Source organism: Volucribacter psittacicida (assembly GCF_004339025.1).
GTDB classification, from domain to species: Bacteria; Pseudomonadota; Gammaproteobacteria; order Enterobacterales; family Pasteurellaceae; genus Volucribacter; species Volucribacter psittacicida.
In genome coordinates this window covers 494,505-516,538 of record NZ_SMFT01000002.1, presented here as the reverse complement: position 1 = coordinate 516,538, position 22,034 = coordinate 494,505, and the positions used below count along the sequence as shown (strand labels likewise).

Sequence of the window (22,034 nt, the reverse complement as noted above, 5' to 3'; positions counted from 1 at the left end):
GTAAAAGATGAAAAAGAAAATTATTGCGGTAACAGGTTGTCCTACAGGGATTGCTCATACTTTTATGGCAGAAGAAGCCTTAAAAAAAGCGGCGGCAAAATTGGGTTGTCAAATTAAAGTAGAAACCAATGGTGCGGCTGGGGTAGAAAATGGGTTGACCGCAACGGATATTCGTGAGGCTGATGCGGTGATTGTGGCTTGTGATCGTAGCGTAGATTTAGAACGATTTAATGGTAAACCAACCTTAATTACTTCCGTAAAAGAGGGGATTAATAAAGCGGATAAATTGATTGAACGTTGCTTGACAGGCGATGTGCCTATCCGTAAAGGTGTCGCCAATTTAACTGAACATTCAACCTCATCAACTTCAATTTGGCATGATATTTACAAACATTTGATGAACGGTGTTTCCCATATGTTACCCTTAGTTGTGGCAGGTGGTGTGCTTATTGCTGTTTCTTTCCTATGGGGAATTTATTCTTTTGATCCAGATTCTAGCCAATATAATCCTATTGCAGCAACATTAAAACAAATTGGTGGTTTTGCAATGGGATTGATGGTGCCTGTTTTGGCGGCATTTATTGCCCAATCTATTGCCAATAAACCCGGTATGCTGGCAGGTTTTGTGGGTGGCGTTGCCGCAGTACAAACAGGTTCAGGCTTTATCGGAGGAATTGTTGCGGGCTTTTTTGCGGGTTACTTTGTATTACTGTTACTAAAACTATTGGTTAAATTACCTCGCCAATTAGAGGGGTTAAAGTCTATCTTTCTTATTCCTATTATTTCGGTAACAGCCACAGGTTTATTAATGTTAGCTATTGGCGAGCCTTGTTTAGCCATTAACAATGCCTTGATGTCATCGCTTTCTCAGCTACAACATTCCAATCCTTTGTTGTTAGGGATTATTATTGGTTGTATGAGTGCCTTTGATATGGGCGGTCCAGTGAATAAAGCCGCTTATGTAACCGGCACTGTGTTATTGGGAGAGGGCAATTATTTGTTTATGGCTGGTGTATCGGCGGCTTGTATTACTCCACCATTAATCATTGCTTTAGCCGCAACCTTATTTAAAAATCGTTTTGCTAAAGAAGACAAAACTGCTGCTTATGTCAATTATGTGCTTGGTTTTACCCATATTACAGAAGGAGCGATTCCTTTTGCCGCCAAAAATCCGCTCAAGGTTATCCCTGTTTTAATGATAGGCTCTTCAATTTCCGCTGTCTTAACCTATATGGCACAAATTGAAGTGCCTGCACCTCACGGCGGTTTTCTTATTCTCAGCTTAGTCAATAAACCATTGTTATGGGTTGGTTGTATTTTAACTGGATCATTTGTAGGGGCATTATTATACGCTATGGTAACACCAAAAGTTGGTGATAACATCACGATAGAAACTAAGGTTTCATCGGATTTGCCATCAAACAACATTTCACTTTATCAAAAAGACACTATTAAACTTAACCTTACCGCCAATAATAAAGCAGAAGCAATTCGTGAAATGGTACAATTATTAGACCAAGAAGGCGTCTTAAATAATGCACAACAATTTGAGCAAGACATTTATCAACGAGAAAACTTATCGTCCACTGGCTTTGAAATGGGCGTTGCCATTCCTCACGCGAAAAGTAGTGCCGTGAACACCCCAAGAGTTGCCATTGGTATTTCCCAACCAGGTATTGATTTTGACAGCGAAGACGGTCAATTAACTCATCTTATCTTTATGATCGCCACAACAGACAAAGATAACGGCAATACCCATTTAAAAGCATTGGCTAAACTTTCTGCGAAATTGGTTGATCAGACGTATATTCAGCGAATTCTTTCTGCTAAAACAGAACAGGAGATACTTGATATTATGAATAGAGATGATGATGTTTAATGACATTTTTATATAGTCGTCTCAATTTAAAATAAGACAAAATATAGCAACATCATATTATTTTAAAGTGAGACGACTCTAAACTTACTGAATATTTTAATTATTCTTTCTAAAAAGATAATTTTATCTATCTATATCTACAATATTAATTTCCGCTGGAGAAATCAATATTTTTTCAATAAGAGGAAAATTCTCTACAAAATGAGGTTGCTGAAGATGAAGCTCGAGATCCGCCATATTTTCCCAATGTTCAATAAAAACATAAGTACTTTCTTGATTATCTAATTTACCATAACGATAATAAATACAACCCCGATCTTGTTGTGAAGCAACAACCATTTTATCAGCAATTTGCTTAAAAGTTTCTTGTTGTTCAGGTTGAACACGACAAATTGCATACACAATTTTCATTTATAACTCCTTAACTTTTAAATATTTCATTATCTTCATTGTCAAGTACGGTAAAATCAATGACCACTTTACAGACTTGACTCTGTATATCATAACATCTATTAAGGTAGCATAAACGTATTATTTATTCAGTTCTAGTCGCCAACCCACACCTTAACTCGCAATAAATCATAGCCCCAATTAAAGAAAAAAGCATAAACGGTAATTAATAGGGTTAAACCAATATCCGCCAGCAAGGCTTGTAGCCAAGTGAGTTGTAGAAAATAAGCGATCACAGGAATGGTAAATAACAATAATCCCCCTTCAAAACTTAAGGTATGGAAAATTCTTAATTTTACCGAGCGTTGCTCCCGTTTGCCTGTTGCCCATTTATCAAAAAAATAGTTAAACACAAAATTCCAAAACATCGCAATCGTGCCAATCAAAAAGGTCGTGGTAAAGGCGGTTTGCGCAGTTGCTTGCCCTGTTAACATAACGGCAAGTGCGGAAACACTGATTGCACCGATTTCAAATAATATTGCGTGAAAAATACGTTCTTTTAATGGCATAAATTCTTCTCCATAAATAATTCAGGCAGCCTATTTTCCATTGTTATTTTAGATAAATAAAATTATTATCTATCATTATTTGTGATGGATGGAGGGGTTAATGTATAGCTTAGAGCAGTTAAAAATTTTTGTGATGGCGAGTGAAAAAGGTTCATTAGCAGAAACGGCAAGAGCCTTAGGTCGGGCACAATCAGGGGTAAGCCAAGCTATGGCGAATTTAGAGGTGGACTTAAATCAAACGTTATTTATTCGGTCAAAAAGCGGACTAACGCTGACGTCGGCGGGGAAAAGTTTATTGCCTCTGGCTCGCCAATTATTACGCCAAGCCGATTTTTTTGATCAACAATTATTGGCGTTGCAACGCAATGAAGAGGCGGAAATCAGTGTAGCGATAGATGAAAGTTTATGGAGCGAGGGGCTTTTACAGGCATTTACCCCATTGCAACAACAGTTTCGCCAAACACGTTTTCACCTGATTACCGCCTCAACCTTTGACATTGAGCAAATGGTGGCAGAGGGCAAGGTGCAGTTAGGGGTGATTTATAAGGATTTTGATATGGCGAAATTTGTGGAATTTGATTTCCATTTTTTAGGCAATTATCGCTTTATCACCGTAGCCTCGCCACAACATCCGCTCGCCCAGTTAGCGGAAGTATCGCCTCAAGATTTGATGAATTATGTGCATTTAACTCATCGTAGTTTAAACGGGCAAGAGCTATGGTTTGCAGGCAGCGATAGCGAACATTGTTGGTATGCCAATGATCGGCTTACCATTTACCAATGGGCACTACAAGGCATTGGCTGGGCGGATTTGCCTGAGCAAATGGTGCAAGCGGATCTCGCGAATGGACGTTTAATCCGTTTACCGCTGGCGGTAGAGCCTGAGGGCAATCAAGTGGGGGTTGTATGCTTACGTTCACGCAGCCATTCGCATGGTGCAGTATCCGAATGGTTATTGGTAATGTTTAAACAGTTTTTTGCTCACATTAAGGGCTAAAAGTGCGGTGGGTTTTTATGATATTTTTGCGTTACCTTTGACGACAATTTTGAAGGAGAAAAAATGAAACAATATTGGCAACCTATTGCGATAACAGAGCAAGATCTTGAAAAGGTTTATCAGCTTTGTTTAAGCAATCCAAATTATTATCAAGCAATGAAAGAACCTTTAACACTTGATAAAATTCGCCAGAATTTGACCGCACTTCCGCCACAAGCCAAAGCGGAACATAAATTTTATTGGGGGTATTGGCATAATCAAACCTTAATTGCGGTTTTGGAGGGCGTTTTTCATTACCCCACAGAGGATTGTGTGCTTATCGGCTTTTTTATGGTGGATCAATCTTGGCAACGACAAGGGATTGGAGCAAGCATTATTCAACAATTCCTAAATCAATTAGATAAAAGCGGAATTTCCCAAGCCATTTTGAGTTACCCCTCAGACAGTGAAAGCAGCCACCGCTTTTGGCTAAATTGCGGTTTTACCCCAACCGGCGAATGTGATGAGTATGAGGATTTGACATTGGTGGTGATGGCGTGGGGGGAATTTTAAGAAAATATAAGGATAATGATGGGTAATTTTAGGGTATTATTTGAATTGAGTAAAAATATCAAAATAGCAAACAACTTTTACTAAACACCTAGAATGCAACACAATATGTTCTATATTGATTAAGAATAAAAATTCAACGACTGGCTAGCGAGCGAGAATAATATATTCAAAATACCGATAAAGAAATCAAATAACCCCGTTGTACAGTAGTGATTGTAAACACCTAGAAGAAAAATTGTATTGATAGAAAAATAATGGGAGTTAGAAAGTAAATATAATAAACATAATAGGAATGATTTGCTAATAAGATGAAATTGATGTAGTGTGAAATGAATTGATTAAAGTATATAAATTCAAAAGAAAGAATTATTTATAATTGAATAGGAGATTATGTAAATGAAGAATAAGAATAAAAAAGATAAGAAAACATATAGTCTTTCAATCTTTTTATTAAAAGAATCGTTAGAAAAAGATGATGAGGCTATTCAAGATATAACCAAACTTAAGAAAACAGAAGTTAAAATAGAAAATGAAGGATTTGATTTATACTCTAGGCAAAACCCTTCTCACACACCATCATGGGTAAATATTTTTAAACCATATACAACAACAGATAATTTAAATGATTTATCTAATTCAGGATGTTCGGCAGTCTTGTTAGTAAAAAATAATGATAGGAAATTTGCTTTAACTTTTGGGTATGGTCATTATCTTCTTAAGCCAGACTGTTTTGAAGAAAACTTTGGTTTGCGTGTTGTTCTTAATAGCGTAGATCCTCGTAAATTAAGATGTGTGGATGCACATACGTTGGAGGCAACTCCTGTTCATAAGAAAAATCAAGCAAGTGTTTCTACGAATTTCACTGATTTCGGTTTTGATGTCGAGCAAGATTTAATGTATGCTGCAACAGGATCTCCGATAGATAAAAATTTTTGTAAAAAACTTTCTGGAAAAGATTCACTAAAAATTTCTTTATCTTTTGATTTAAATGATCTCCCTATTCTTTTAAGTAAAGTATTAGAACTATTTGAGGCTGAATCTTATAAAAAAATTTTGCTTGGATAGATAGACTGTCTGAAGTTAGAAATTCTTCAACCAAGGATAAGTTAGATAAAAAGCTAGTTAACAAAATTGTTAAAAAGGATTTTTCACGAACATGGCTTTCGATTCCCGAGGTTATAAATTGGGAGAATATTTCTGGTTTTAGATATCAAAAACCTAAAAGAGGAAAACTTTATAATGATATAAGTTGGGAAGATTATGTGAATAATGATGATAAAGAAATTTCTATAAGTAAGCTAAGAGAACAATGTATTTACTGCATTGATACAGTGAGTGAAAATCCTGTATACAAATGGAAAATTTATCAATGTATTTACTGTGAGATTGAGTTAGAGAAGAATTTATATACTTTGATAAATGGAAAATGGTATAAAATTGATATCGATTTTTTATCACTGTTAAATGAAAGAATTCAAGAGATTCCTGTATCAAATATTTCTTTGCCAGATTATGATGTGAAATCTGAAGAAGAATATAATAAAAAAGTTGTTGAAAATAATAAAGAATTTGTTTTGATGGATAAGAAAAATATATCTTACGGTAGTGGTGGGAGTAGAATAGAACTTTGTGATATTTACACTAAAGATAAGAAACTTATTCATGTTAAAAGATACGATGGATCAAGCGTATTAAGTCACTTATTTTCTCAAGGCTTAGTTTCTACGCAATTAATCCTCTCTGATGGAGAATTTCGCTCATTAGTTAATAAAAAATTACCAAAAACACATAAATTGCCAGCTAAAAATAAGAAACCTAAAGCTAGTGAATTTGAAATTATATATGTAATTGCAAGTAATGATAGTAAGACAACGGCTTTAGATTTACCTCTATTTAGTAAGATAAATCTACGTAGTTGTTATAATCGTCTTCAGTTAATGGGGGTATCAGTTAGTATTCGTATCGTTCCCATAGTTAAAGTAAGATCTTAATACCCAGGCGATAAACGAAAAGATGCTAAAAGAAAAGAATATTTTGTTTATGAAAAAGGATTGTTTTTTATCTATCATTACTCGTTATTTATCTGTTTGCTCCCTTTGAGAGAGTAAACAGATATTTTTAAATAATAGATTGAAATGTTATCTCCCCATTTCCACCACCACTCTGCCACTGGTTTCGCCATTGAGGAGTTTTTGGGCATAATCAATGGCTTGTTCTAAGTAGATAGTTTGGCTGGCTTGGTTGAGTAGGCTGAGATCGAGTTGGCTTAATTGTTGCCATGCCTTAAGGCGAGTTTCTTTTGGACAGATTACGCTGTCTATACCGATTAAGCGAATGCCACGCAAAATAAAAGGGGCGACAGTGGCAGGAAAATCCATACCTTGAGCCAAACCACAACAGGTTACTACACCGCCATATTGTGTGCTTGCACAAGCGTTTGCTAAGGTATGGCTACCGACACTATCTATCACACCCATCCAACGTTCTTTCATTAAAGGTTTAGCGGGCTCAGTGAGGTCTTGACGAGCGATAATCTCCCTAGCGCCTAATTGACGTAACCAATCTGCTTGTTCTGTTTTACCTGTTGAGGCAATGACTTCATAGCCCAGCTGTGCCAATATGGCAACGGCAAAACTGCCTACGCCACCTGTTGCACCAGTTACCAGTATTTTGCCTGATGAAGGGGTAATACCTTGTTGTTGTAATGCCATTACCGACAACATGGCGGTATAACCCGCTGTACCGATTAACATCGCTTGTTGTGGTGAGAGGGATTTGGGGAGGGGAATAAGCCATTGTGCTTTAAAACAGCCAAGCTCTGCTAAACCGCCCCAATATTTTTCGCCAACGCCCCAGCCATTGAGTAGCACTTGATCGCCGATATTAAAGGCATCAGATTGGCTTTTTAATACTGTTCCTACACAATCAATACCCGCCACCATCGGAAATTGACGCACAACAGGGCTTTTGCCCGTTATGGCGAGAGCGTCTTTGTAGTTAAGGGTGGAATAATCAATTTTTACCAACACTTCCTCTTGCGGTAATTGGCTTTCTGCTATGGCTTGGAGTTTGGCTTGGTAGTGTTGTTGATCTTTTTCAATTAAGATGGCATTGAACATCGTTATCTCCTAATAACTGTTTGAAATAATAAATAAAATTATCTAATGGTAAGGCAGATTGGCTAAGTTTGGCACGCATCACCGCACCTTCCCAACCTGTCCAAAAGAATGTCGCGAGAGCTTGACAATCTAATGTTAGGGAAATTTGTTCAGCTTGTTGAGCGAGGTGTAAACATTGAGCAATTTTGTTTTGCCATTGTTGCAAAATTTGTTGCAGTAAGATGTGGTAATCCGTTGGTAATAAAGCACTTTCTTGAGCGACATTGCCAATTAAACAGCCACGTTTAAAAGCATATTTTTGCATACCTTGACGGCAATCTTGCGTGAAATTAAATAGACGTTGTAAGGGCGGAATATTTTCTGCTAAAAGAAAACGATCTAATTTTTTGGCAAAATATTCGCCGTAGCCCTGAATAACCGCCAGTCCAAAGTCTTGTTTATTTTTAAAATGATAATAAAAAGAGCCTTTAGGCACATTGGCTTGTTGCAAAATTCCATTAATATCCGCATTGAGATAGCCTGTTTCGGTAAGCCAAGCAATCCCTGTACGGATCAATAAGGTTTTCGTATCGTTATTTTCGGTTCGTTTTTTAATTGGGCGACCACGTTTTTCCATAGTGTATCATTATGATTGGACTGAATAGTCTAAAATATTATGGACTAATTGGTCTAATGTCAAGCAAGAAAAAATAGTAATGGTTTAGAGACTATTTTTCACCCAAAAGATAAATTGCCTATTTTGTTGATTTCAAGGTAAACTATGCCACCTAGTAGAACAAAAGAAACAAGAGTGTTATGCGGTTATTGACGGTCATTTTAGCGGGGTTGTTGATTTATTTTCAGCTTAATTTTTGGTTTGGTAAAAATGGATATACCACTTATCGTGCGGTAGAAAAAGAGATTGTGGTACATAGAGCCGAAAATGAGAAATTAAGTCAGCGTAATCAATTAGTTGCTGCTGAAATTAAAGATCTCAAAGAAGGGATTGAGGCGGTAGAAGAGCGAGCAAGGCTGAATTATGAGATGGTAAAACCGAATGAGACCTTTTATCGTATTGTGAAAGAAAATAAATAATGACATATTCAAATAAGATTTGGGCGGTAGTGCCTGCGGCGGGGATTGGTAGCCGTATGCAAGCTGATCGCCCCAAGCAATATTTGACATTGCAAGGTAAAACCATTTTAGCCCATACATTGCAATGTTTAATCAATTATCCTGCGATTTATCGTATTGCGGTAGCCGTTTCTCCTTCTGATCAGCATTATTTAGCACAATTAGCCGAGGTTCAACATTCTAAGGTTTGTTTGGTTAATGGCGGGCAAACCAGAGCGGATTCGGTGTTGGCTGGTTTGCAATGTATTGAAAACCCTGAGCAAAGTTGGGTATTGGTGCATGATGCGGCACGCCCTTGTTTACGGCATGAAGATTTGGATAAATTATTGCAGGTCAATGATGAGCATGGGGCTATTTTAGCGGTTCCTGCGGTGGATACCATTAAACGCAGTTTGGATCAGAAGCGTATTCAACAAACAGAGGATCGTAGTCAGTTGTGGTTGGCTTTAACTCCACAATTTTTTAAAGCCGATGTGTTGATAAATGCTTTATTACAAGCAAAGGCACAGGGGTTTAATGTTACCGATGAAGCCTCTGCCATGGAGCTGGCAGGCTATTATCCGCGTTTAGTGGCAGGGCGAGCGGATAATATTAAGGTTACACGCCCAGAGGATTTGGCATTAGCCGAGTTTTATTTAACGAGGAAATAAGATGATACGTATTGGACATGGTTTTGATGTGCATGCTTTTGGGCAACAACGTCCTTTGATTATTGGTGGGGTAGAAGTGCCTTATCATACGGGGTTTATTGCCCATTCTGATGGCGATGTGGCTTTGCACGCACTGACTGATGCTTTATTGGGCGCAGTGGCACTAGGGGATATTGGTAAACTTTTTCCTGATACCGATCAACAGTTTAAGGATATTGATAGCCGTATTTTACTTAGAGAGGCTTTTGCACGAGTACGTCAGCAAGGGTATCAGATTGGGAATGTGGATTTGACCATTATTGCACAAGCGCCGAAAATGCGTCCGCATATTGATGCAATGCGAGCGGTGATTGCAGAAGATTTGGCTTGTGATGTTGCACAAGTGAATGTTAAGGCTACAACCACTGAAAAATTAGGTTTTACAGGGCGTGGCGAGGGCATTGCTTGTGAGGCGGTGGCGTTATTGGTGAAAGCTGTATGTTAGCCTTAGCCTATTTAAAAACGTTGCCAAAACAGACCGCACTTTTGAAAGCACAATGTGAAGACTTTTGCGTGGTGGAGGACTTGGGTTATCCTTTGACTTGCGAGGGAGAGTTTGTGCTATTGTGGGTGCGAAAACGTGATTGTAATACCTTGTTCGTGGCAGAGAAATTAGCCCAATTTGCTGGCATTCCTCTTCGTCAAGTGAGCTATGCGGGCTTAAAGGATCGCAAAGCGGTAACGGAACAATGGTTTTGCTTGCATTTGCCTAAACAAACACCTGATTTTAGCCAATTTCATTTAGAGGGCGTGGAAATTTTGCAAGTGACTCGTCATCAACGCAAAGTTCGTATTGGTAGTTTGGCGGGTAACCATTTTCAGCTGTTATTACGCAATGTGGTGGAAGAACCAGCGTTGCTTGAACGCTTACAAAATATGGCTCAACAAGGTGTGCCAAATTATTTCACAGAGCAACGTTTTGGGCGTGATGGGCATAACTTAACCCAAGCCATTCGTTGGGCGAATGGCGAAATTAAGGTAAAGGATCGGCATAAACGCAGTTTTTATTTGTCGGCGGCACGCAGTGAAATATTTAATCAAATTGTGTCGGCTCGCCTTGAACAAGGCTTAATTGAACAAGTGATGATGGGGGATATTGTGCAATTAAGCGGTTCACAGAGTTGGTTTAAAATCGCCCCAGAGGACGATTTGACGGAATTACAGCAACGTTTGCAACAACGGGATCTTTATTTAACTGGGGCGTTAATTGGCGAGGATATTGAGAAAGCAAGTTCAGCCTTTGAACAAGAGATTATTCCGCAATATTCGGCATTATTAGCTTTAATGCAACGTGAAAAAGTGAAAACCCTTCGCCGTCCGTTATTGTTATTGCCACAGCATTTTACTTGGCAATTTGTGCCAGAGGGATTGCAATTAGCCTTTTATTTGCCTGCGGGCAGTTATGCCACTGCGGTGGTGCGAGAATTAGTCAATATTGAGGAAAATTAATGCATATTTTATTAAGTAATGATGATGGTATTCATGCAGAGGGGATTCGTGTGTTAGCACAGGCTTTGCGTCAATTTGCGGAAGTTACGGTGGTTGCTCCCGATCGCAATCGTAGTGCGGCGTCTAATTCCTTGACTTTAGTTGAGCCTTTGCGTCCGCATAAATTAGATAATGGCGATTATTGTGTCAATGGTACACCGGCGGATTGTGTGCATTTAGCCTTAAATGGCTTTTTAGCTGGACGAGTTGATTTGGTGGTATCAGGCATTAATGCAGGAGCAAATTTAGGCGATGATACCCTGTATTCAGGCACTGTTGCGGCGGCGATGGAGGGACGCCATTTAGGCTTGCCTGCTATTGCGGTGTCTTTAGACGGTCGTCAGCATTATGAAAGTGCGGCTCGTATTGTGAGTGATTTAATTCCTAAATTGCATCATCAATTACTTGAAGGGCGGCGTGAAATTATTAATATTAATGTGCCTGATTTGCCTTATGAACAAATTAAAGGCTTGAAAGTGTGTCATTTAGGTTATCGTGAATCTGCCGCCGAGGTAATTTCACAACAAGATCCACGCAATGAACGGATTTATTGGATTGGGCCAAGTGGTTTACCTGAATATGCCAGTGAGGGGACAGATTTTCACGCGGTGCAACAAGGTTATGTGGCGATTACGCCATTGCAAGCGGATATGACAGCACATCATTCTTTAGCCTTATTACAAAAATGGGTGGATAATTAATTATGCCGACACCAGAACAGCGAAAATTGGTGCAACAGTTATATCAGCAAGGCATTACTGATGAACGTGTGTTGCAAGCCATTTATGAAACCCCTCGTCCGCATTTTGTTGATGAGGCGTTTGCACATCGTTGTTATGAAGATATTGTCCCTATTTCAGAAGGACAAACCCTAACCCACCCTTATACCTCCGCACGAATGACCGAATTATTACAGGTTGAACCTCATCATCATATCTTGGAAATCGGTACGGGTAGCGGTTATCAAACCGCTGTGTTAGCCAAGCTAGCTGACAAAGTGTTTAGTGTGGAACGGATAAAAAAGTTACAATGGCAAGCCATACGCCGCCTTAAACAACTTGATTTGTATAATATTCAATTTAAACATGATGATGGTTGGCAAGGTTGGCAAGCCAAAGCCCCTTTTGACGGAATTATCGTTACGGCGGCACCTGAAACCGTACCTATTGCATTATTGCACCAGTTAAAGGACAATGGACGGCTTATTATTCCTGTGGGTAATGAACATCAGCAAGTATTACAACGCATTACCCGTTATGGTGATGATTTTTATGTGGAAAATATTGAACAAGCAAAATTTGTTCCCCTAGTAGAAGGAGAAATTATTTGAATATTTTTGGTGCGATGTATGATAAAACCATGCAATGGTCAAGGCATAGACTTGCCCCTTTTTGGTTATCCTTTGTGAGTTTTATTGAAGCCATTTTCTTTCCTATTCCCCCTGATGTGATGCTGATTCCTATGTCAATGTCTAAACCGAAAAAGGCTTGGCATTATGCGTTATATACCACTATTGCGTCGGCATTAGGTGGGGCAGTGGGTTATGCCATTGGTTATTACGCCTTTGATTTTGTTCATCATTATGTGGTGCAATGGGGTTATGAAGCCCATTGGGCAACCGCTATGTCGTGGTTTGAACGTTGGGGCGTATTAATTGTTTTTGTGGCAGGTTTCTCGCCAATTCCCTATAAAGTGTTTACCATTTGTGCTGGTGTAATGCAAATGGCCTTTTTACCCTTTATTCTTACCGCTTTTATTTCTCGTGCTGCTCGTTTTATCTTAGTGGCAAAATTAGCGGCTTGGGGCGGGCAACGCTTTGCGACACAATTACGTCGTTATATTGAAATTATTGGTTGGGCAGTCGTTGTTTTAGCGGTGATTGCTTATCTTCTGTTACGTTAACATTCATTCTGTTTTAGAAAGGATATATCAATGAAAAAATCATTTTTCTTATTACCTTTAGCGGGGTTAGTATTGAACGCTTGTAGTTCTAGTACCCCAGCGCCTGTAGAAAACGCAGACGGTACATTAACGCCAGGCATTATGCAACCTATCGAATCAACAGGAGCTACAGGCGGTACTTGGGAACCTGAAATTCAACAACAAAGTATGCCAGCAAGTATGCAAGTTCCTGTAAATCAACCTTCAACAACACCAAGCTATACTCAGCCTGTGCAACAACCTGCTCAAACCAGCGTACAACAACAAAATTCTGCCCAGGTATCACAGGACTTTACCATTCCTCGTAATGCCCAAACGAATGCACCAGATTACAGCAAAATAGACAAAGGTTTTTATAAGGGCGAAACCTACCAAGTGCGTAAGGGCGATACTATGTTCTTAATCGCCTATATTTCAGGTTTAGATGTAAAAGAACTTGCCGCATTAAACAATATGAGCGAGCCTTATCAATTAAGCATTGGGCAAGTATTAAAAGTGTCTAATGGGAGCAATAATCGCGTTCAACCTGTCAATCAAACCACAGCGACAACAACACAAGTGGTAAATGAGCCGACGGTAACCTATACGCCAGCAGCGAATGGTACACAATATGGTTCTGACGGCACCATTATTGGCCCTGTCAAAGCGACAACAAGTACCAATGCACCGGCAAAATCCACAGGGATCTCAACCCCTAATCCAACGCCAATTACCACACCGACTACCACCACAACCATCACAAATACCGCACCAACGGTAACCCCAACCAGCAATATTGCGTGGCGTTGGCCAGCAAATGGTAAAATTATCCAAGGCTTCTCAAGCGCTGACGGTGGTAATAAAGGCATTGATATTAGTGGTTCAAGAGGACAAGCGGTAAATGCTGCCGCTGCTGGTACAGTGGTTTATGCAGGTAATGCTCTACGTGGTTATGGTAATCTTATCATTATTAAACATAATGATGATTACCTCAGTGCTTATGCCCACAATGAAAGCATTTTAGTCAAAGAACAACAAACCGTTTCCGCAGGGCAACAAATCGCCAAAATGGGTAGCTCTGGCACAAACGAAGTCAAACTGCATTTTGAAATCCGTTATCGTGGTAAATCCGTTGATCCATTGCGTTATTTACCGAAGAGATAAAGAAACAAAAAAGGAACACATTTATTTCGTGTTCCTTTCTTTTTAACTACGCTTTTACTGCTTCCAATTCCTCAAGGCATCAGCAAAGGCATTACCCATTGCTGAATTTTGGTTTTTATGGTTTTGTTGGCGAGTAGGCTTCGTTGCTTTTGTTGCTAAAGTGCGGTCAGTTTTGGCATTATTTTTGTCGCCAATATTTTCATCTAATCGCATTGTCAAAGCGATACGTTTGCGAGCCACATCTACATCAAGTACTTTCACTTTTACAATATCCCCTGTTTTAACCACTTGATGAGGATCATCGACAAATTTATCGCTTAATGAGGAAATATGTACCAAACCATCTTGATGAACACCAATATCCACGAACGCCCCAAAGTTGGTTACGTTGGTAATTGTTCCCTCCAAAATCATACCTGCTTTGAGATCATCAATATTTTCTACGCCGTCCATAAAGGTGGCGGTTTTAAACTCTCCACGAGGATCTCGTCCGGGTTTTTCTAGCTCTTTGAAAATATCTTGTACGGTAGGTAAACCAAATTGCTGATCGGTAAATTGTTTGGCATCAAGTTGGCGAATGACACTGGTATTCCCCATTAGCTGTTGAATAGATTGTGCGGTGGCTTGTAAGATTTTTTCTACCACAGGATAGGCTTCTGGGTGGACACCAGAGGCATCTAAGGGATTGTTGCCTTGGGCAATACGCATAAAGCCTGCACATTGTTCAAAGGCTTTTGGACCGAGCCTTGGCACCTTTTTCAAGTCGTTACGGCTGGCAAAGCGTCCATTTTCATCACGGTAAGCCACGATATTTTGTGCGAGGGTTTTGGTCATACCTGCTACCCTTGCCAATAAAGGGGCAGAGGCAGTATTGAGATCCACCCCAACGGCATTTACACAATCTTCTACCACTGCATCAAGTTTGCGTGCTAATTGACTTTGATTAACATCGTGTTGATATTGCCCAACGCCAATGGCTTTTGGCTCAATTTTAACTAATTCGGCAAGGGGATCTTGTAATCGGCGTGCAATGGATACGGCACCACGCAAAGACACATCAAGCTCGGGAAATTCTGTCGCAGCTAATTCGGAGGCGGAATAAACGGAAGCACCCGCCTCACTTACCACCACGGTTTGCGGTTTGTTTTCGCCACATTGTTTGACGACCTCTTTGGCAAATCGTTCCGTTTCTCGAGAGGCTGTACCGTTACCAATGGCAATAAGCTCTACTTGATGGGTTTTGATCAAGTTAAATAAACTGAGCATTGCTTTTTGTTCTTGTCCTGTATGGGGATAAATAGTGTCGGTTGCCAGTAATTTGCCCGTGTTATCCACAACGGCCACTTTTACCCCTGTGCGTAATCCAGGGTCAAGTCCAATAGTGGTTTTCGCGCCAGCAGGCGCGGCCATTAATAAGGCACTGAGATTGCGGGCAAAAACATTAATCGCCTCTTCTTCGGCTTTTTCCCGTAATGCGGTCATTAATTCAGTTTCTAAATGCAGAGAAATTTTGATTTTCCACGTCCAAGCGATCACTTGCTCATGCCATTTATCCGCAGGTTGTTGCTGTAAATGGACATTGAGATGTTGGCGAATAATTTCTTCACAATAACTATGGCGACTATTTTCATCGGCCTCAGGATCGGCGTTTAAACTCAGTTGTAAGATACCCTCATTGCGTCCTCGCAACATCGCTAAAGCACGATGGGAAGGCACTTGGCGTAATAATTCTTGGTGATCAAAATAATCTTGGAATTTTGCCCCATCATTTTCTTTACCTGCAATGACTTTAGAGATCAATAAGGCATTTTGTTTTAAATATTGGCGAATTTTCGCTAATAATTCCGCATCTTCGGCAAAACGTTCCATTAAAATATAACGCGCCCCATCTAATACCGCTTTGCTATCAGCAAAACCTTGCTCTGCATTAAGATAATCTGTGGCAGCAAGTTCAGGATCGGTTTGTGGATTTTGCCATAATAAATCCGCAAGGGGTTCAAGCCCTGCTTCAATGGCAATTTGCCCTTTGGTACGCCGTTTTGGTTTATAAGGCAAATAAAGATCTTCAAGTTCGGTTTTACTTTGGCAAGCGAGGATTTTTTGTTGCAAAGCGTCGGTTAATTTGCCTTGTTCATCAATGGATTTCAAGATAGTTTGGCGGCGATCTTCTAATTCACGCAAATAGGTTAGACGGCTTTCAAAATGGCGTAATTGGCTATCATCAAGCCCCCCTGTTACCTCTTTGCGGTAACGTGCAATAAAAGGAATGGTATTACCATCATCAAGTAAGCCTATGGCGGCGAGAATTTGTTGAGGTTGTACCGCTAATTCGGCGGCAATAATTTGGCTGATTTGTTGATTTAACATAAGTTTCATTGTGTTAAGTTAAAATTGCCCATAGGATACTTGTTTTAGCCTGTTGGCTCAAATTTTTATGTTAAAATAACCCCTAATTATGGATATTTTGGATTAAATGATGAGCAAATATAATAAATTAAGAATTGAGTGGGATTGTCGGCGTGGTATGTTGGAGTTAGACAATATTATTATGCCCTTTTATCAACAGCATTTTGACCATTTAACCGAGCAACAAAAAGAGGTTTTTATCCGTTTATTGGCTTGTTCTGATTTGGAGCTGTTCTCTTGGTTATTTAAAGGCTCTCAACCACAAGACCTTGAATTGCGGGAGATGATCACCCATATTCAACAAACATTGGAAAGATAGGCTATTAGGTTCATCTTTACAAAAAAGATTGAACTTTTTTTTGGTTATTCGCTCTAACTCAACGTACAAGCTTGCTGTCTTTGATATTGAAGATTGTTAGAGAGAAACAGATTTAAGGAGATTCACTGTTCATGAGTGAACAGCTAACAGATCAAGCTTTGGTAGAAAGAGTACAGCAGGGAGATAAAAAAGCCTTTAATTTATTGGTATCTCGTTATCAGAATAAACTGGCTGGACTGCTGAGTCGCTATGTATCTGCTAATGATATACCTGATGTTGTGCAGGAATCCTTTATAAAAGCGTACCGCTCTTTGGATTCGTTTCGTGGCGAAAGTGCTTTCTATACATGGCTTTATAGAATTGCAGTCAATACTGCTAAAAATTATTTAATGGCACAAGGTCGCCGTCCGCCGAAAGAAGATATTTTAGCGGAAGAGGCGGAAAGTTATGAAGTCGGTAGCCATTTACGGGATGTAGAAACACCAGAAAACTTAATGTTATCTGCGGAGTTAAAACAAACCGTATTTGATACCATTAATAGTTTGCAAGAAGAATTAAAAACGGCGATTACCTTGCGAGAAATTGAAGGTATGAGTTATGAAGAAATTGCAGAAATAATGGAATGCCCTGTTGGCACTGTACGCTCAAGAATATTTCGTGCGAGAGAAATTATTGAAAGCAAAATCGCCCCTTTAATGCAACGCTAATTTGAAAACACAAATGCCCAAATTACATTGCAAAGATAAACCGAACGTTGGAGTATGAATATGCAAAAAGAGTTACTTTCGGCCTATATGGATGGAGAACAAGTAAGTAACCAATTTATTGATGAAATTCACCAAGATCCGAAATTACAGCAGACTTGGCATCATTTTCATCTTGTTCGTTCTGTGATGCGTCAGGAAACGAGCCAAGTGATTCTAGGGGAAGACTTTACGGCGAAAATGGCATCAGTGATTGCAAAAGAGGAAAGCTATCAAGAGCAGCCTTCTATTGCTGAAACGGAAAAATCGCCTTTTGTGCAAAAAATACGCCGTTTATTTATGCCCATTACTCAAGTTGCCGTTGCCGCTGGGGTTTGTTTGGTTGCTGTATTAGGCGTGCAATCTTTTAATGGCAGTGATAATATGGCAAATGCCGATGTGGATACCCCTGTGCTACAAACCTTGCCGTTTAATAATAATGTGCAAGCGGTAAGTTACAATGCACCAACGCAAGATGTTGTTACTGCGGATCAGCTAGAACAAAAAAGTAAACGCATTGAAGCGATGTTACAAGATTATGAGTTGCAACGTCGAGTAAATAGCCATTCGGCACAAAATCAGTAACGCATTAATCATTAACGTTTTAACAAAAATTAAGGGGAAAAGTGAAGACTTTTCCCTTTCTAATATTGAAGCCCGTATATGAAAAAAACATTACTAAAACTGACCGCACTTTTGCTAACATTAACCCATAGCTTACCTACTTGGGCTGATGAGCAGGCACAAGCATTACTCGTAGAAATGTCCCAAGCCACCCAAAAAGGCAATTATGACTTATCTTTTATCGCCATTAATCCGCTTGACACGCTATCCTTACGTTATCGGCATATTTATGAGAATGATAAAACCTATGCCCAATTATTAAGTTTAGATAATAGCCCACAAGAAATTATCCAACGTGATAACCTCATCAGTTATTTTGGTAATAATTATCAACCTTTCTCCTTATATGCCAATAATATTGTTGATAATTTACCCAATGTTTTGCGTACCGATTTTACAGGCTTAACCGAAAATTATGATTTTACCAATATTGGACGCAATCGCATTGCTAATCGAGTAGTGCAAACCATACGTATTCAACCTAAAGATAATTTCCGCTATCAATATGTTTTATTCATTGATGAACAAAACCACTTATTATTGCGTAGCGACTTACTTGATCGTGAAGGGAATCTATTAGAACAATTTCGCGTATTAAATATGTATATGCTTGATGATCCTAATCCCTTGCTTAATTACATTAATTCCGCCTATTTTCCACCAAGCATTAATCAAAAAAATGTTGAACCATTGATAGAAAAAATGGATTGGGCACCGAGCTGGGTACCTAATGGTTTCCACCAAATAAAAACCGCCCGCCAACAAGTGGATAATGACCTGATCGAAAGCCAATCTTACAGTGATCAGCTATTTTCTTTTAACTTATATGTTTCAGACAGTGCATTACCTGAAAATCAAGAAATGGTGTGGAAACAAGGGGCTTACACCATTTATAGTGAAACCATTAATAATAAAGAAGTGACTTTAATCGGGCAAATCCCCCTGACAACAGCAAAACGCATTGTGCAAGATGTTCAATTTCATTCCAAATAAAGGGGAGAAGTATTATGTTGACAGAAAATGCGGTGGTATTGAGTTACTGTAATGGCATAGCGAAAGTACAATGTGAAAGCCAATCCGCTTGTGGTAGTTGCGCGGCAAAGCAAGGTTGTGGAACCGCGGTACTTTCTGAATTAGCGGGAGAAAAAGGGAAACATATATTTACCGTAGAAAGCCTAACGCCACTTAAAGCAGGACAAATTGTGCAAATCGGATTAGCCGAAAAATCCCTTATTTTTACCGCACTTTTAATGTATATCGTCCCCTTATTAAGTATTTTACTAACCACTTTCCTCACTGAAGGTATTTTTACAAGCGAACTGACCCGCGCAAGCCTAATTCTTCTCACAACCACCTTCAGTTTCATTTTTGTCCGCTGGTACAGCAAACGCCTTAACCAACGTGAAGCCTATCAACCTATTTTGTTGAGGGTTGTTGGGTAAGTGTAATTATTCTCGATACCAAATCCGATTAATATACAAGGTATTTAAACCCGAAGGGGTTTGTACCTTGATTTCATCGTCAATTTGCTTGCCAATCAAGGCTCTTGCTACAGGCGAGTCAATGGAAATCCAATTTTTAGCGGGATCAAATTCATCGCAACCAACAATACGATATTGTTTGATTTCTCCTTGTTGATTTTCTACTTCAACCCAAGCACCGAAAAAGACTTTGCCTTCTTGGCGTGGATGATAATCCACAATTTGTAAAACTTCTAATCGTTTCATTAGAAAACGTACTCGGCGATCAATTTCTCGTAAACGTCGTTTTCCATAAATATATTCTGCATTTTCACTGCGATCGCCTAATGCCGCCGCCTCTGAAACCGCTTGGGTAACTTTTGGGCGTTCTTCTTTCCAAAGGTATTTTAATTCTTGATCTAAGGCATTCCAGCCTGCTCGAGTAATATAGTTTGATTTTGCCATGGTGATGTCGCTGTGTTTATTGTGGCATACCTCGCAATCCTACCACAGGTTCAAAAGGTGGGGTAGATGTTGGGGCGGCTTGTTGGCTAAATAACAGAATAAAAGGTTTTGCTGGGGTGATTTTTTCGTTACGCCATAGACTACTAATACTCACTAATTGAATATCAGGGGGTAATTGACGTAAACCTGCTTGCAAAACTTTAATGGTATTAGGGCGAGGGTGCCCAATGACTACGGCTTTTCCTTGTTTGCGTGCATATTGAATTGCTCGTTGGAACTGGTTTTGTACATCATGGAAGTGATCGCTATCATCTAAGAAAATATCACGATCGAGCGCTTTTATACCCTGTTGGCGAGCAATTTTACTGGCAACACTGCTTCCAATAGTGCGGCTATCAAGAAAAAATAAATGATGTTGTCGTAAAGCCAGCATTAAATTTTCCATTAAAGGGGCATTAGAGGTTGCCGCACTTCCTGTATGATTATTTAATCCTATGGCATAGGATACGATGTTTTTTGCATTAGCAACACGTTGTGCTACTTCATTTTGGCTCATACCCAGATAAATGCCGCCAAGTTCTAATTTCATATTGTTTTTGGCTTGCATAGGTAAGTGAATAAGAATATCTCGCCCTTGTTGATAAGCTAGCTGATTACGTTGTTTGGCATAGGGGGCAGCGGGAATAATGGCGACAGCAATTTGTGGCGGTAAGGCATAAATCGCACTGTCTTCACGTTGACGATAACCTATATCATCAATCACAATGGCGAGTTTACCAGCATAAACTTGAGGAATAACAGAAAAAATCATGCTAAAAATTACCGCACTTTGTCTCAATTTTTTGATCATTTTAACCAACCTATTGGATTTACTGCATTACCTTGACGGCGGATTTCAAAATACAGGGAAGAACGTCCTTGCCCACCAGAGTTCCCAACTTCGGCGATTTTTTGTCCCGCTCGCACTAAATTTCCCTCTTTGACAGCCAGTGCTTGATTATAACCATATAAGCTCATATCGCCTTTACCATGATCAATGACGACAACTAAGCCATAGCCTTGTAACCAATTCGCTAAAATCACTCTTCCATCAGCAATGGCTTTGACCGCTGTGCCTGTCTTGGCACCAATAACAATACCTTTCCATTTTAATTCGCCTACTTGGCTTGCGCCATAACGATGTAAAATATTGCCTACCACTGGGAAGGCATATTGCTTACGAGGCTGTCCAAGCCCTGCGGTTTGACGTAATAATTGTTGCTCTTGTGCAGTGGGTTGATAAGGACGGTTATTTTTACGCTCGGCCTCCGCTTTTTTCTGGGCATAGGCCTCTCGTTCTCGTTGTTCTTGCTGACGAGCGACTTTTTCTGCCCGTTGAATTTGCTGTTTTAATGCGTTTTCATTGGCTTTTAATTGTGCTAAGCGATTTTCATCTTGTTGCAAGGTTTTGTTTAATTGATTAAGGGTTTTTTGTCGTTCGTTTTGTGTGCGTTGTAATGCTTGTTGTTGCTGTTTTTGGCTTGTTAATTGTTGTTGCTGTTGTTGCCTTTGTTGTTCAATAAAGGCTTGATTTTCGGCTAATTGCTGTTGTGTTTGTTTTAACTCTTCAATTAATTCTATGCGAGCCTGATTGATATGCTCATAATATCTTTTCATACGATCGGCATCTTGTGCTTTTTCTGATAATAATTTTTCTAATAAAGCAGGGTTGGTGCCAGTACGATAGGCTGAGTCTAATTGTTTAGCTAATTGCGCTTTTTGCCGTTGTTGTTGTTTTTCAAGTTGTTGAATTTGTTGTGCCGTTTCTTGAATGAGTCTATTGCTTTCTCGTAATTCACTTTCTACTTGACGTAATTGATTAACCACTTGATTAATATGGGTTTCTTGATTTTTTAATTGGTTTTGTAATTGCTGCTGTTGTTGTTTTTGCTGGGCTATTTGCTGTTCAGTCTGTTTAATTTGTTGCTGAATTTGTGAAAGATCATTGGCAAATAAGTAGGGTAAATAACCACAACTCAATAAAAGTGCGGTATAAATTTGCCGAGTTTTTCCTTTTAGCCAAAATCTGATCATATTTTTTAAAATTACATTCCCAAAACAAATTAAGGGGACTAAATATAGCATTTTTTCGCTTAAT

Annotated in this window: 24 protein-coding genes and 1 pseudogene; 17 read left to right on the top strand and 8 right to left on the bottom strand. The window is 39.3% G+C overall.

The window, feature by feature from the left end; all coding sequences use genetic code 11:
- Positions 1-7 precede the first annotated feature (7 nt).
- Entirely contained in the window at positions 8-1,879 is a 1,872-nt protein-coding gene (locus EV694_RS05835) for a fructose-specific PTS transporter subunit EIIC (RefSeq protein WP_132690460.1), read from the top strand.
- A 123-nt stretch (positions 1,880-2,002) separates the two neighbouring features.
- Here the strand turns inward: EV694_RS05835 and EV694_RS05830 are convergent, their stop codons facing one another.
- Positions 2,003-2,290, bottom strand: coding sequence for a putative quinol monooxygenase (locus EV694_RS05830; protein ID WP_132690458.1), 288 nt, complete (start codon positions 2,288-2,290; stop codon positions 2,003-2,005).
- A gap of 134 nt (positions 2,291-2,424) precedes the next feature.
- Positions 2,425-2,838 (bottom strand): PACE efflux transporter, encoded by a 414-nt coding sequence (locus tag EV694_RS05825; RefSeq protein WP_132690456.1) that lies wholly within the window; start codon positions 2,836-2,838, stop codon positions 2,425-2,427.
- Positions 2,839-2,938: 100 nt separating this feature from the next.
- On the opposite strand from EV694_RS05825, the gene EV694_RS05820 reads away from it, so the two are divergent.
- The 3 genes and pseudogenes from EV694_RS05820 to EV694_RS05810 all read left to right on the top strand — a co-directional run bounded on the left by EV694_RS05820 (position 2,939) and on the right by EV694_RS05810 (position 6,378).
- The gene (locus tag EV694_RS05820; protein ID WP_165865502.1) at positions 2,939-3,835 is read left to right on the top strand and encodes a LysR family transcriptional regulator; all 897 of its coding nucleotides are present in this window, start codon (positions 2,939-2,941) and stop codon (positions 3,833-3,835) included.
- Positions 3,836-3,898: 63 nt separating this feature from the next.
- Positions 3,899-4,387, top strand: coding sequence for a GNAT family N-acetyltransferase (locus tag EV694_RS05815; protein ID WP_132690452.1), 489 nt, complete (start codon positions 3,899-3,901; stop codon positions 4,385-4,387).
- Between the two features lie 396 nt (positions 4,388-4,783).
- Positions 4,784-6,378 (top strand): annotated as a pseudogene (locus EV694_RS05810) (DUF6119 family protein).
- Between the two features lie 147 nt (positions 6,379-6,525).
- On the opposite strand, the gene acuI reads toward EV694_RS05810, so the two are convergent.
- Positions 6,526-7,506, bottom strand: a complete 981-nt coding sequence (gene acuI, locus EV694_RS05805) for an acrylyl-CoA reductase (NADPH) (RefSeq protein WP_132690450.1) — start codon at positions 7,504-7,506, stop codon at positions 6,526-6,528.
- Positions 7,484-8,122 (bottom strand): acrylate utilization transcriptional regulator AcuR, encoded by a 639-nt coding sequence (gene acuR / locus EV694_RS05800; RefSeq protein ID WP_132690448.1) that lies wholly within the window; start codon positions 8,120-8,122, stop codon positions 7,484-7,486. The genes acuI and acuR overlap by 23 nt, the downstream gene beginning before the upstream one ends.
- 179 nt (positions 8,123-8,301) lie before the next feature.
- On the opposite strand from acuR, the gene ftsB reads away from it, so the two are divergent.
- The 8 genes from ftsB to nlpD are packed head-to-tail and all read left to right on the top strand — an operon-like array spanning position 8,302 to position 13,880.
- Entirely contained in the window at positions 8,302-8,580 is a 279-nt protein-coding gene (gene ftsB, locus EV694_RS05795) for a cell division protein FtsB (RefSeq protein WP_132690446.1), read from the top strand.
- Positions 8,580-9,269 (top strand): 2-C-methyl-D-erythritol 4-phosphate cytidylyltransferase, encoded by a 690-nt coding sequence (gene ispD / locus EV694_RS05790; RefSeq protein WP_132690444.1) that lies wholly within the window; start codon positions 8,580-8,582, stop codon positions 9,267-9,269. The genes ftsB and ispD overlap by 1 nt, the downstream gene beginning before the upstream one ends.
- A 1-nt stretch (position 9,270) precedes the next feature.
- Positions 9,271-9,753: a 2-C-methyl-D-erythritol 2,4-cyclodiphosphate synthase gene (gene ispF, locus EV694_RS05785; RefSeq protein WP_132690442.1), complete on the top strand. Its 483-nt coding sequence runs from the start codon at positions 9,271-9,273 to the stop codon at positions 9,751-9,753.
- On the top strand, positions 9,747-10,757 hold the full coding sequence (gene truD / locus EV694_RS05780; RefSeq protein ID WP_132690440.1) for a tRNA pseudouridine(13) synthase TruD: 1,011 nt from the start codon (positions 9,747-9,749) through the stop codon (positions 10,755-10,757). The genes ispF and truD overlap by 7 nt, the downstream gene beginning before the upstream one ends.
- Positions 10,757-11,497 carry a 5'/3'-nucleotidase SurE gene (gene surE, locus EV694_RS05775; protein WP_132690438.1) on the top strand — a complete coding sequence of 247 codons (741 nt, stop codon included), beginning with the start codon at positions 10,757-10,759 and terminating at the stop codon, positions 11,495-11,497. The genes truD and surE overlap by 1 nt, the downstream gene beginning before the upstream one ends.
- Positions 11,498-11,499: 2 nt before the next feature.
- Positions 11,500-12,126, top strand: coding sequence for a protein-L-isoaspartate(D-aspartate) O-methyltransferase (locus EV694_RS05770; protein ID WP_132690436.1), 627 nt, complete (start codon positions 11,500-11,502; stop codon positions 12,124-12,126).
- On the top strand, positions 12,123-12,698 hold the full coding sequence (locus EV694_RS05765) for a YqaA family protein (protein ID WP_132690434.1): 576 nt from the start codon (positions 12,123-12,125) through the stop codon (positions 12,696-12,698). Before EV694_RS05770 ends, EV694_RS05765 begins: the two co-directional genes overlap by 4 nt.
- Positions 12,699-12,728: 30 nt before the next feature.
- Positions 12,729-13,880, top strand: a complete 1,152-nt coding sequence (nlpD, locus tag EV694_RS05760; protein WP_132690432.1) for a murein hydrolase activator NlpD — start codon at positions 12,729-12,731, stop codon at positions 13,878-13,880.
- A 54-nt stretch (positions 13,881-13,934) separates the two neighbouring features.
- Here the strand turns inward: nlpD and EV694_RS05755 are convergent, their stop codons facing one another.
- Positions 13,935-16,247 (bottom strand): Tex family protein, encoded by a 2,313-nt coding sequence (locus EV694_RS05755; RefSeq protein WP_132690430.1) that lies wholly within the window; start codon positions 16,245-16,247, stop codon positions 13,935-13,937.
- Positions 16,248-16,356: 109 nt separating this feature from the next.
- Here EV694_RS05755 and EV694_RS05750 point away from each other — a divergent pair, with 109 nt between their 5' ends.
- From EV694_RS05750 to EV694_RS05730, 5 genes are all read left to right on the top strand, one after another.
- The gene (locus tag EV694_RS05750; protein ID WP_132690428.1) at positions 16,357-16,605 is read left to right on the top strand and encodes an FAD assembly factor SdhE; all 249 of its coding nucleotides are present in this window, start codon (positions 16,357-16,359) and stop codon (positions 16,603-16,605) included.
- 131 nt (positions 16,606-16,736) lie between these two features.
- Positions 16,737-17,312, top strand: a complete 576-nt coding sequence (rpoE, locus tag EV694_RS05745; RefSeq protein ID WP_132690426.1) for an RNA polymerase sigma factor RpoE — start codon at positions 16,737-16,739, stop codon at positions 17,310-17,312.
- A 60-nt stretch (positions 17,313-17,372) separates the two neighbouring features.
- A complete protein-coding gene (locus EV694_RS05740; RefSeq protein ID WP_132690424.1) occupies positions 17,373-17,933 on the top strand; it encodes a sigma-E factor negative regulatory protein in 561 nt (186 codons plus the stop codon).
- Between the two features lie 78 nt (positions 17,934-18,011).
- Entirely contained in the window at positions 18,012-18,965 is a 954-nt protein-coding gene (gene rseB, locus EV694_RS05735; protein WP_132690422.1) for a sigma-E factor regulatory protein RseB, read from the top strand.
- Between the two features lie 14 nt (positions 18,966-18,979).
- Positions 18,980-19,414, top strand: coding sequence for a SoxR reducing system RseC family protein (locus tag EV694_RS05730; protein ID WP_132690420.1), 435 nt, complete (start codon positions 18,980-18,982; stop codon positions 19,412-19,414).
- A 6-nt stretch (positions 19,415-19,420) separates the two neighbouring features.
- Here the strand turns inward: EV694_RS05730 and greB are convergent, their stop codons facing one another.
- Genes greB through envC form a run of 3 tightly spaced genes read right to left on the bottom strand, consistent with a single transcriptional unit; the run spans position 19,421 to position 21,970 of the window.
- Complete coding sequence (gene greB, locus EV694_RS05725; RefSeq protein WP_132690418.1) at positions 19,421-19,897, bottom strand: transcription elongation factor GreB; 477 nt, start codon at positions 19,895-19,897, stop codon at positions 19,421-19,423.
- 16 nt (positions 19,898-19,913) lie between these two features.
- Positions 19,914-20,708 (bottom strand): divergent polysaccharide deacetylase family protein, encoded by a 795-nt coding sequence (locus tag EV694_RS05720; RefSeq protein ID WP_424580051.1) that lies wholly within the window; start codon positions 20,706-20,708, stop codon positions 19,914-19,916.
- A gap of 35 nt (positions 20,709-20,743) precedes the next feature.
- Positions 20,744-21,970, bottom strand: coding sequence for a murein hydrolase activator EnvC (gene envC, locus EV694_RS05715; protein ID WP_132690414.1), 1,227 nt, complete (start codon positions 21,968-21,970; stop codon positions 20,744-20,746).
- Positions 21,971-22,034 lie beyond the last annotated feature (64 nt).

Bases quoted from the DNA above. Each gene is read 5' to 3' on its own strand.
- EV694_RS05835 (WP_132690460.1), top strand. From the start codon at position 8: ATGAAAAAGAAAATTATTGCGGTAACAGGTTGTCCTACAGGGATTGCT.
- EV694_RS05830 (WP_132690458.1), bottom strand. From the start codon at position 2,290: ATGAAAATTGTGTATGCAATTTGTCGTGTTCAACCTGAACAACAAGAA.
- EV694_RS05825 (WP_132690456.1), bottom strand. From the start codon at position 2,838: ATGCCATTAAAAGAACGTATTTTTCACGCAATATTATTTGAAATCGGT.
- EV694_RS05820 (WP_165865502.1), top strand. From the start codon at position 2,939: ATGTATAGCTTAGAGCAGTTAAAAATTTTTGTGATGGCGAGTGAAAAA.
- EV694_RS05815 (WP_132690452.1), top strand. From the start codon at position 3,899: ATGAAACAATATTGGCAACCTATTGCGATAACAGAGCAAGATCTTGAA.
- acuI (WP_132690450.1), bottom strand. From the start codon at position 7,506: ATGTTCAATGCCATCTTAATTGAAAAAGATCAACAACACTACCAAGCC.
- acuR (WP_132690448.1), bottom strand. From the start codon at position 8,122: ATGGAAAAACGTGGTCGCCCAATTAAAAAACGAACCGAAAATAACGAT.
- ftsB (WP_132690446.1), top strand. From the start codon at position 8,302: ATGCGGTTATTGACGGTCATTTTAGCGGGGTTGTTGATTTATTTTCAG.
- ispD (WP_132690444.1), top strand. From the start codon at position 8,580: ATGACATATTCAAATAAGATTTGGGCGGTAGTGCCTGCGGCGGGGATT.
- ispF (WP_132690442.1), top strand. From the start codon at position 9,271: ATGATACGTATTGGACATGGTTTTGATGTGCATGCTTTTGGGCAACAA.
- truD (WP_132690440.1), top strand. From the start codon at position 9,747: ATGTTAGCCTTAGCCTATTTAAAAACGTTGCCAAAACAGACCGCACTT.
- surE (WP_132690438.1), top strand. From the start codon at position 10,757: ATGCATATTTTATTAAGTAATGATGATGGTATTCATGCAGAGGGGATT.
- EV694_RS05770 (WP_132690436.1), top strand. From the start codon at position 11,500: ATGCCGACACCAGAACAGCGAAAATTGGTGCAACAGTTATATCAGCAA.
- nlpD (WP_132690432.1), top strand. From the start codon at position 12,729: ATGAAAAAATCATTTTTCTTATTACCTTTAGCGGGGTTAGTATTGAAC.
- EV694_RS05755 (WP_132690430.1), bottom strand. From the start codon at position 16,247: ATGTTAAATCAACAAATCAGCCAAATTATTGCCGCCGAATTAGCGGTA.
- EV694_RS05750 (WP_132690428.1), top strand. From the start codon at position 16,357: ATGAGCAAATATAATAAATTAAGAATTGAGTGGGATTGTCGGCGTGGT.
- rpoE (WP_132690426.1), top strand. From the start codon at position 16,737: ATGAGTGAACAGCTAACAGATCAAGCTTTGGTAGAAAGAGTACAGCAG.
- EV694_RS05740 (WP_132690424.1), top strand. From the start codon at position 17,373: ATGCAAAAAGAGTTACTTTCGGCCTATATGGATGGAGAACAAGTAAGT.
- rseB (WP_132690422.1), top strand. From the start codon at position 18,012: ATGAAAAAAACATTACTAAAACTGACCGCACTTTTGCTAACATTAACC.
- EV694_RS05730 (WP_132690420.1), top strand. From the start codon at position 18,980: ATGTTGACAGAAAATGCGGTGGTATTGAGTTACTGTAATGGCATAGCG.
- greB (WP_132690418.1), bottom strand. From the start codon at position 19,897: ATGGCAAAATCAAACTATATTACTCGAGCAGGCTGGAATGCCTTAGAT.
- EV694_RS05720 (WP_424580051.1), bottom strand. From the start codon at position 20,708: ATGATTTTTTCTGTTATTCCTCAAGTTTATGCTGGTAAACTCGCCATT.
- envC (WP_132690414.1), bottom strand. From the start codon at position 21,970: ATGATCAGATTTTGGCTAAAAGGAAAAACTCGGCAAATTTATACCGCA.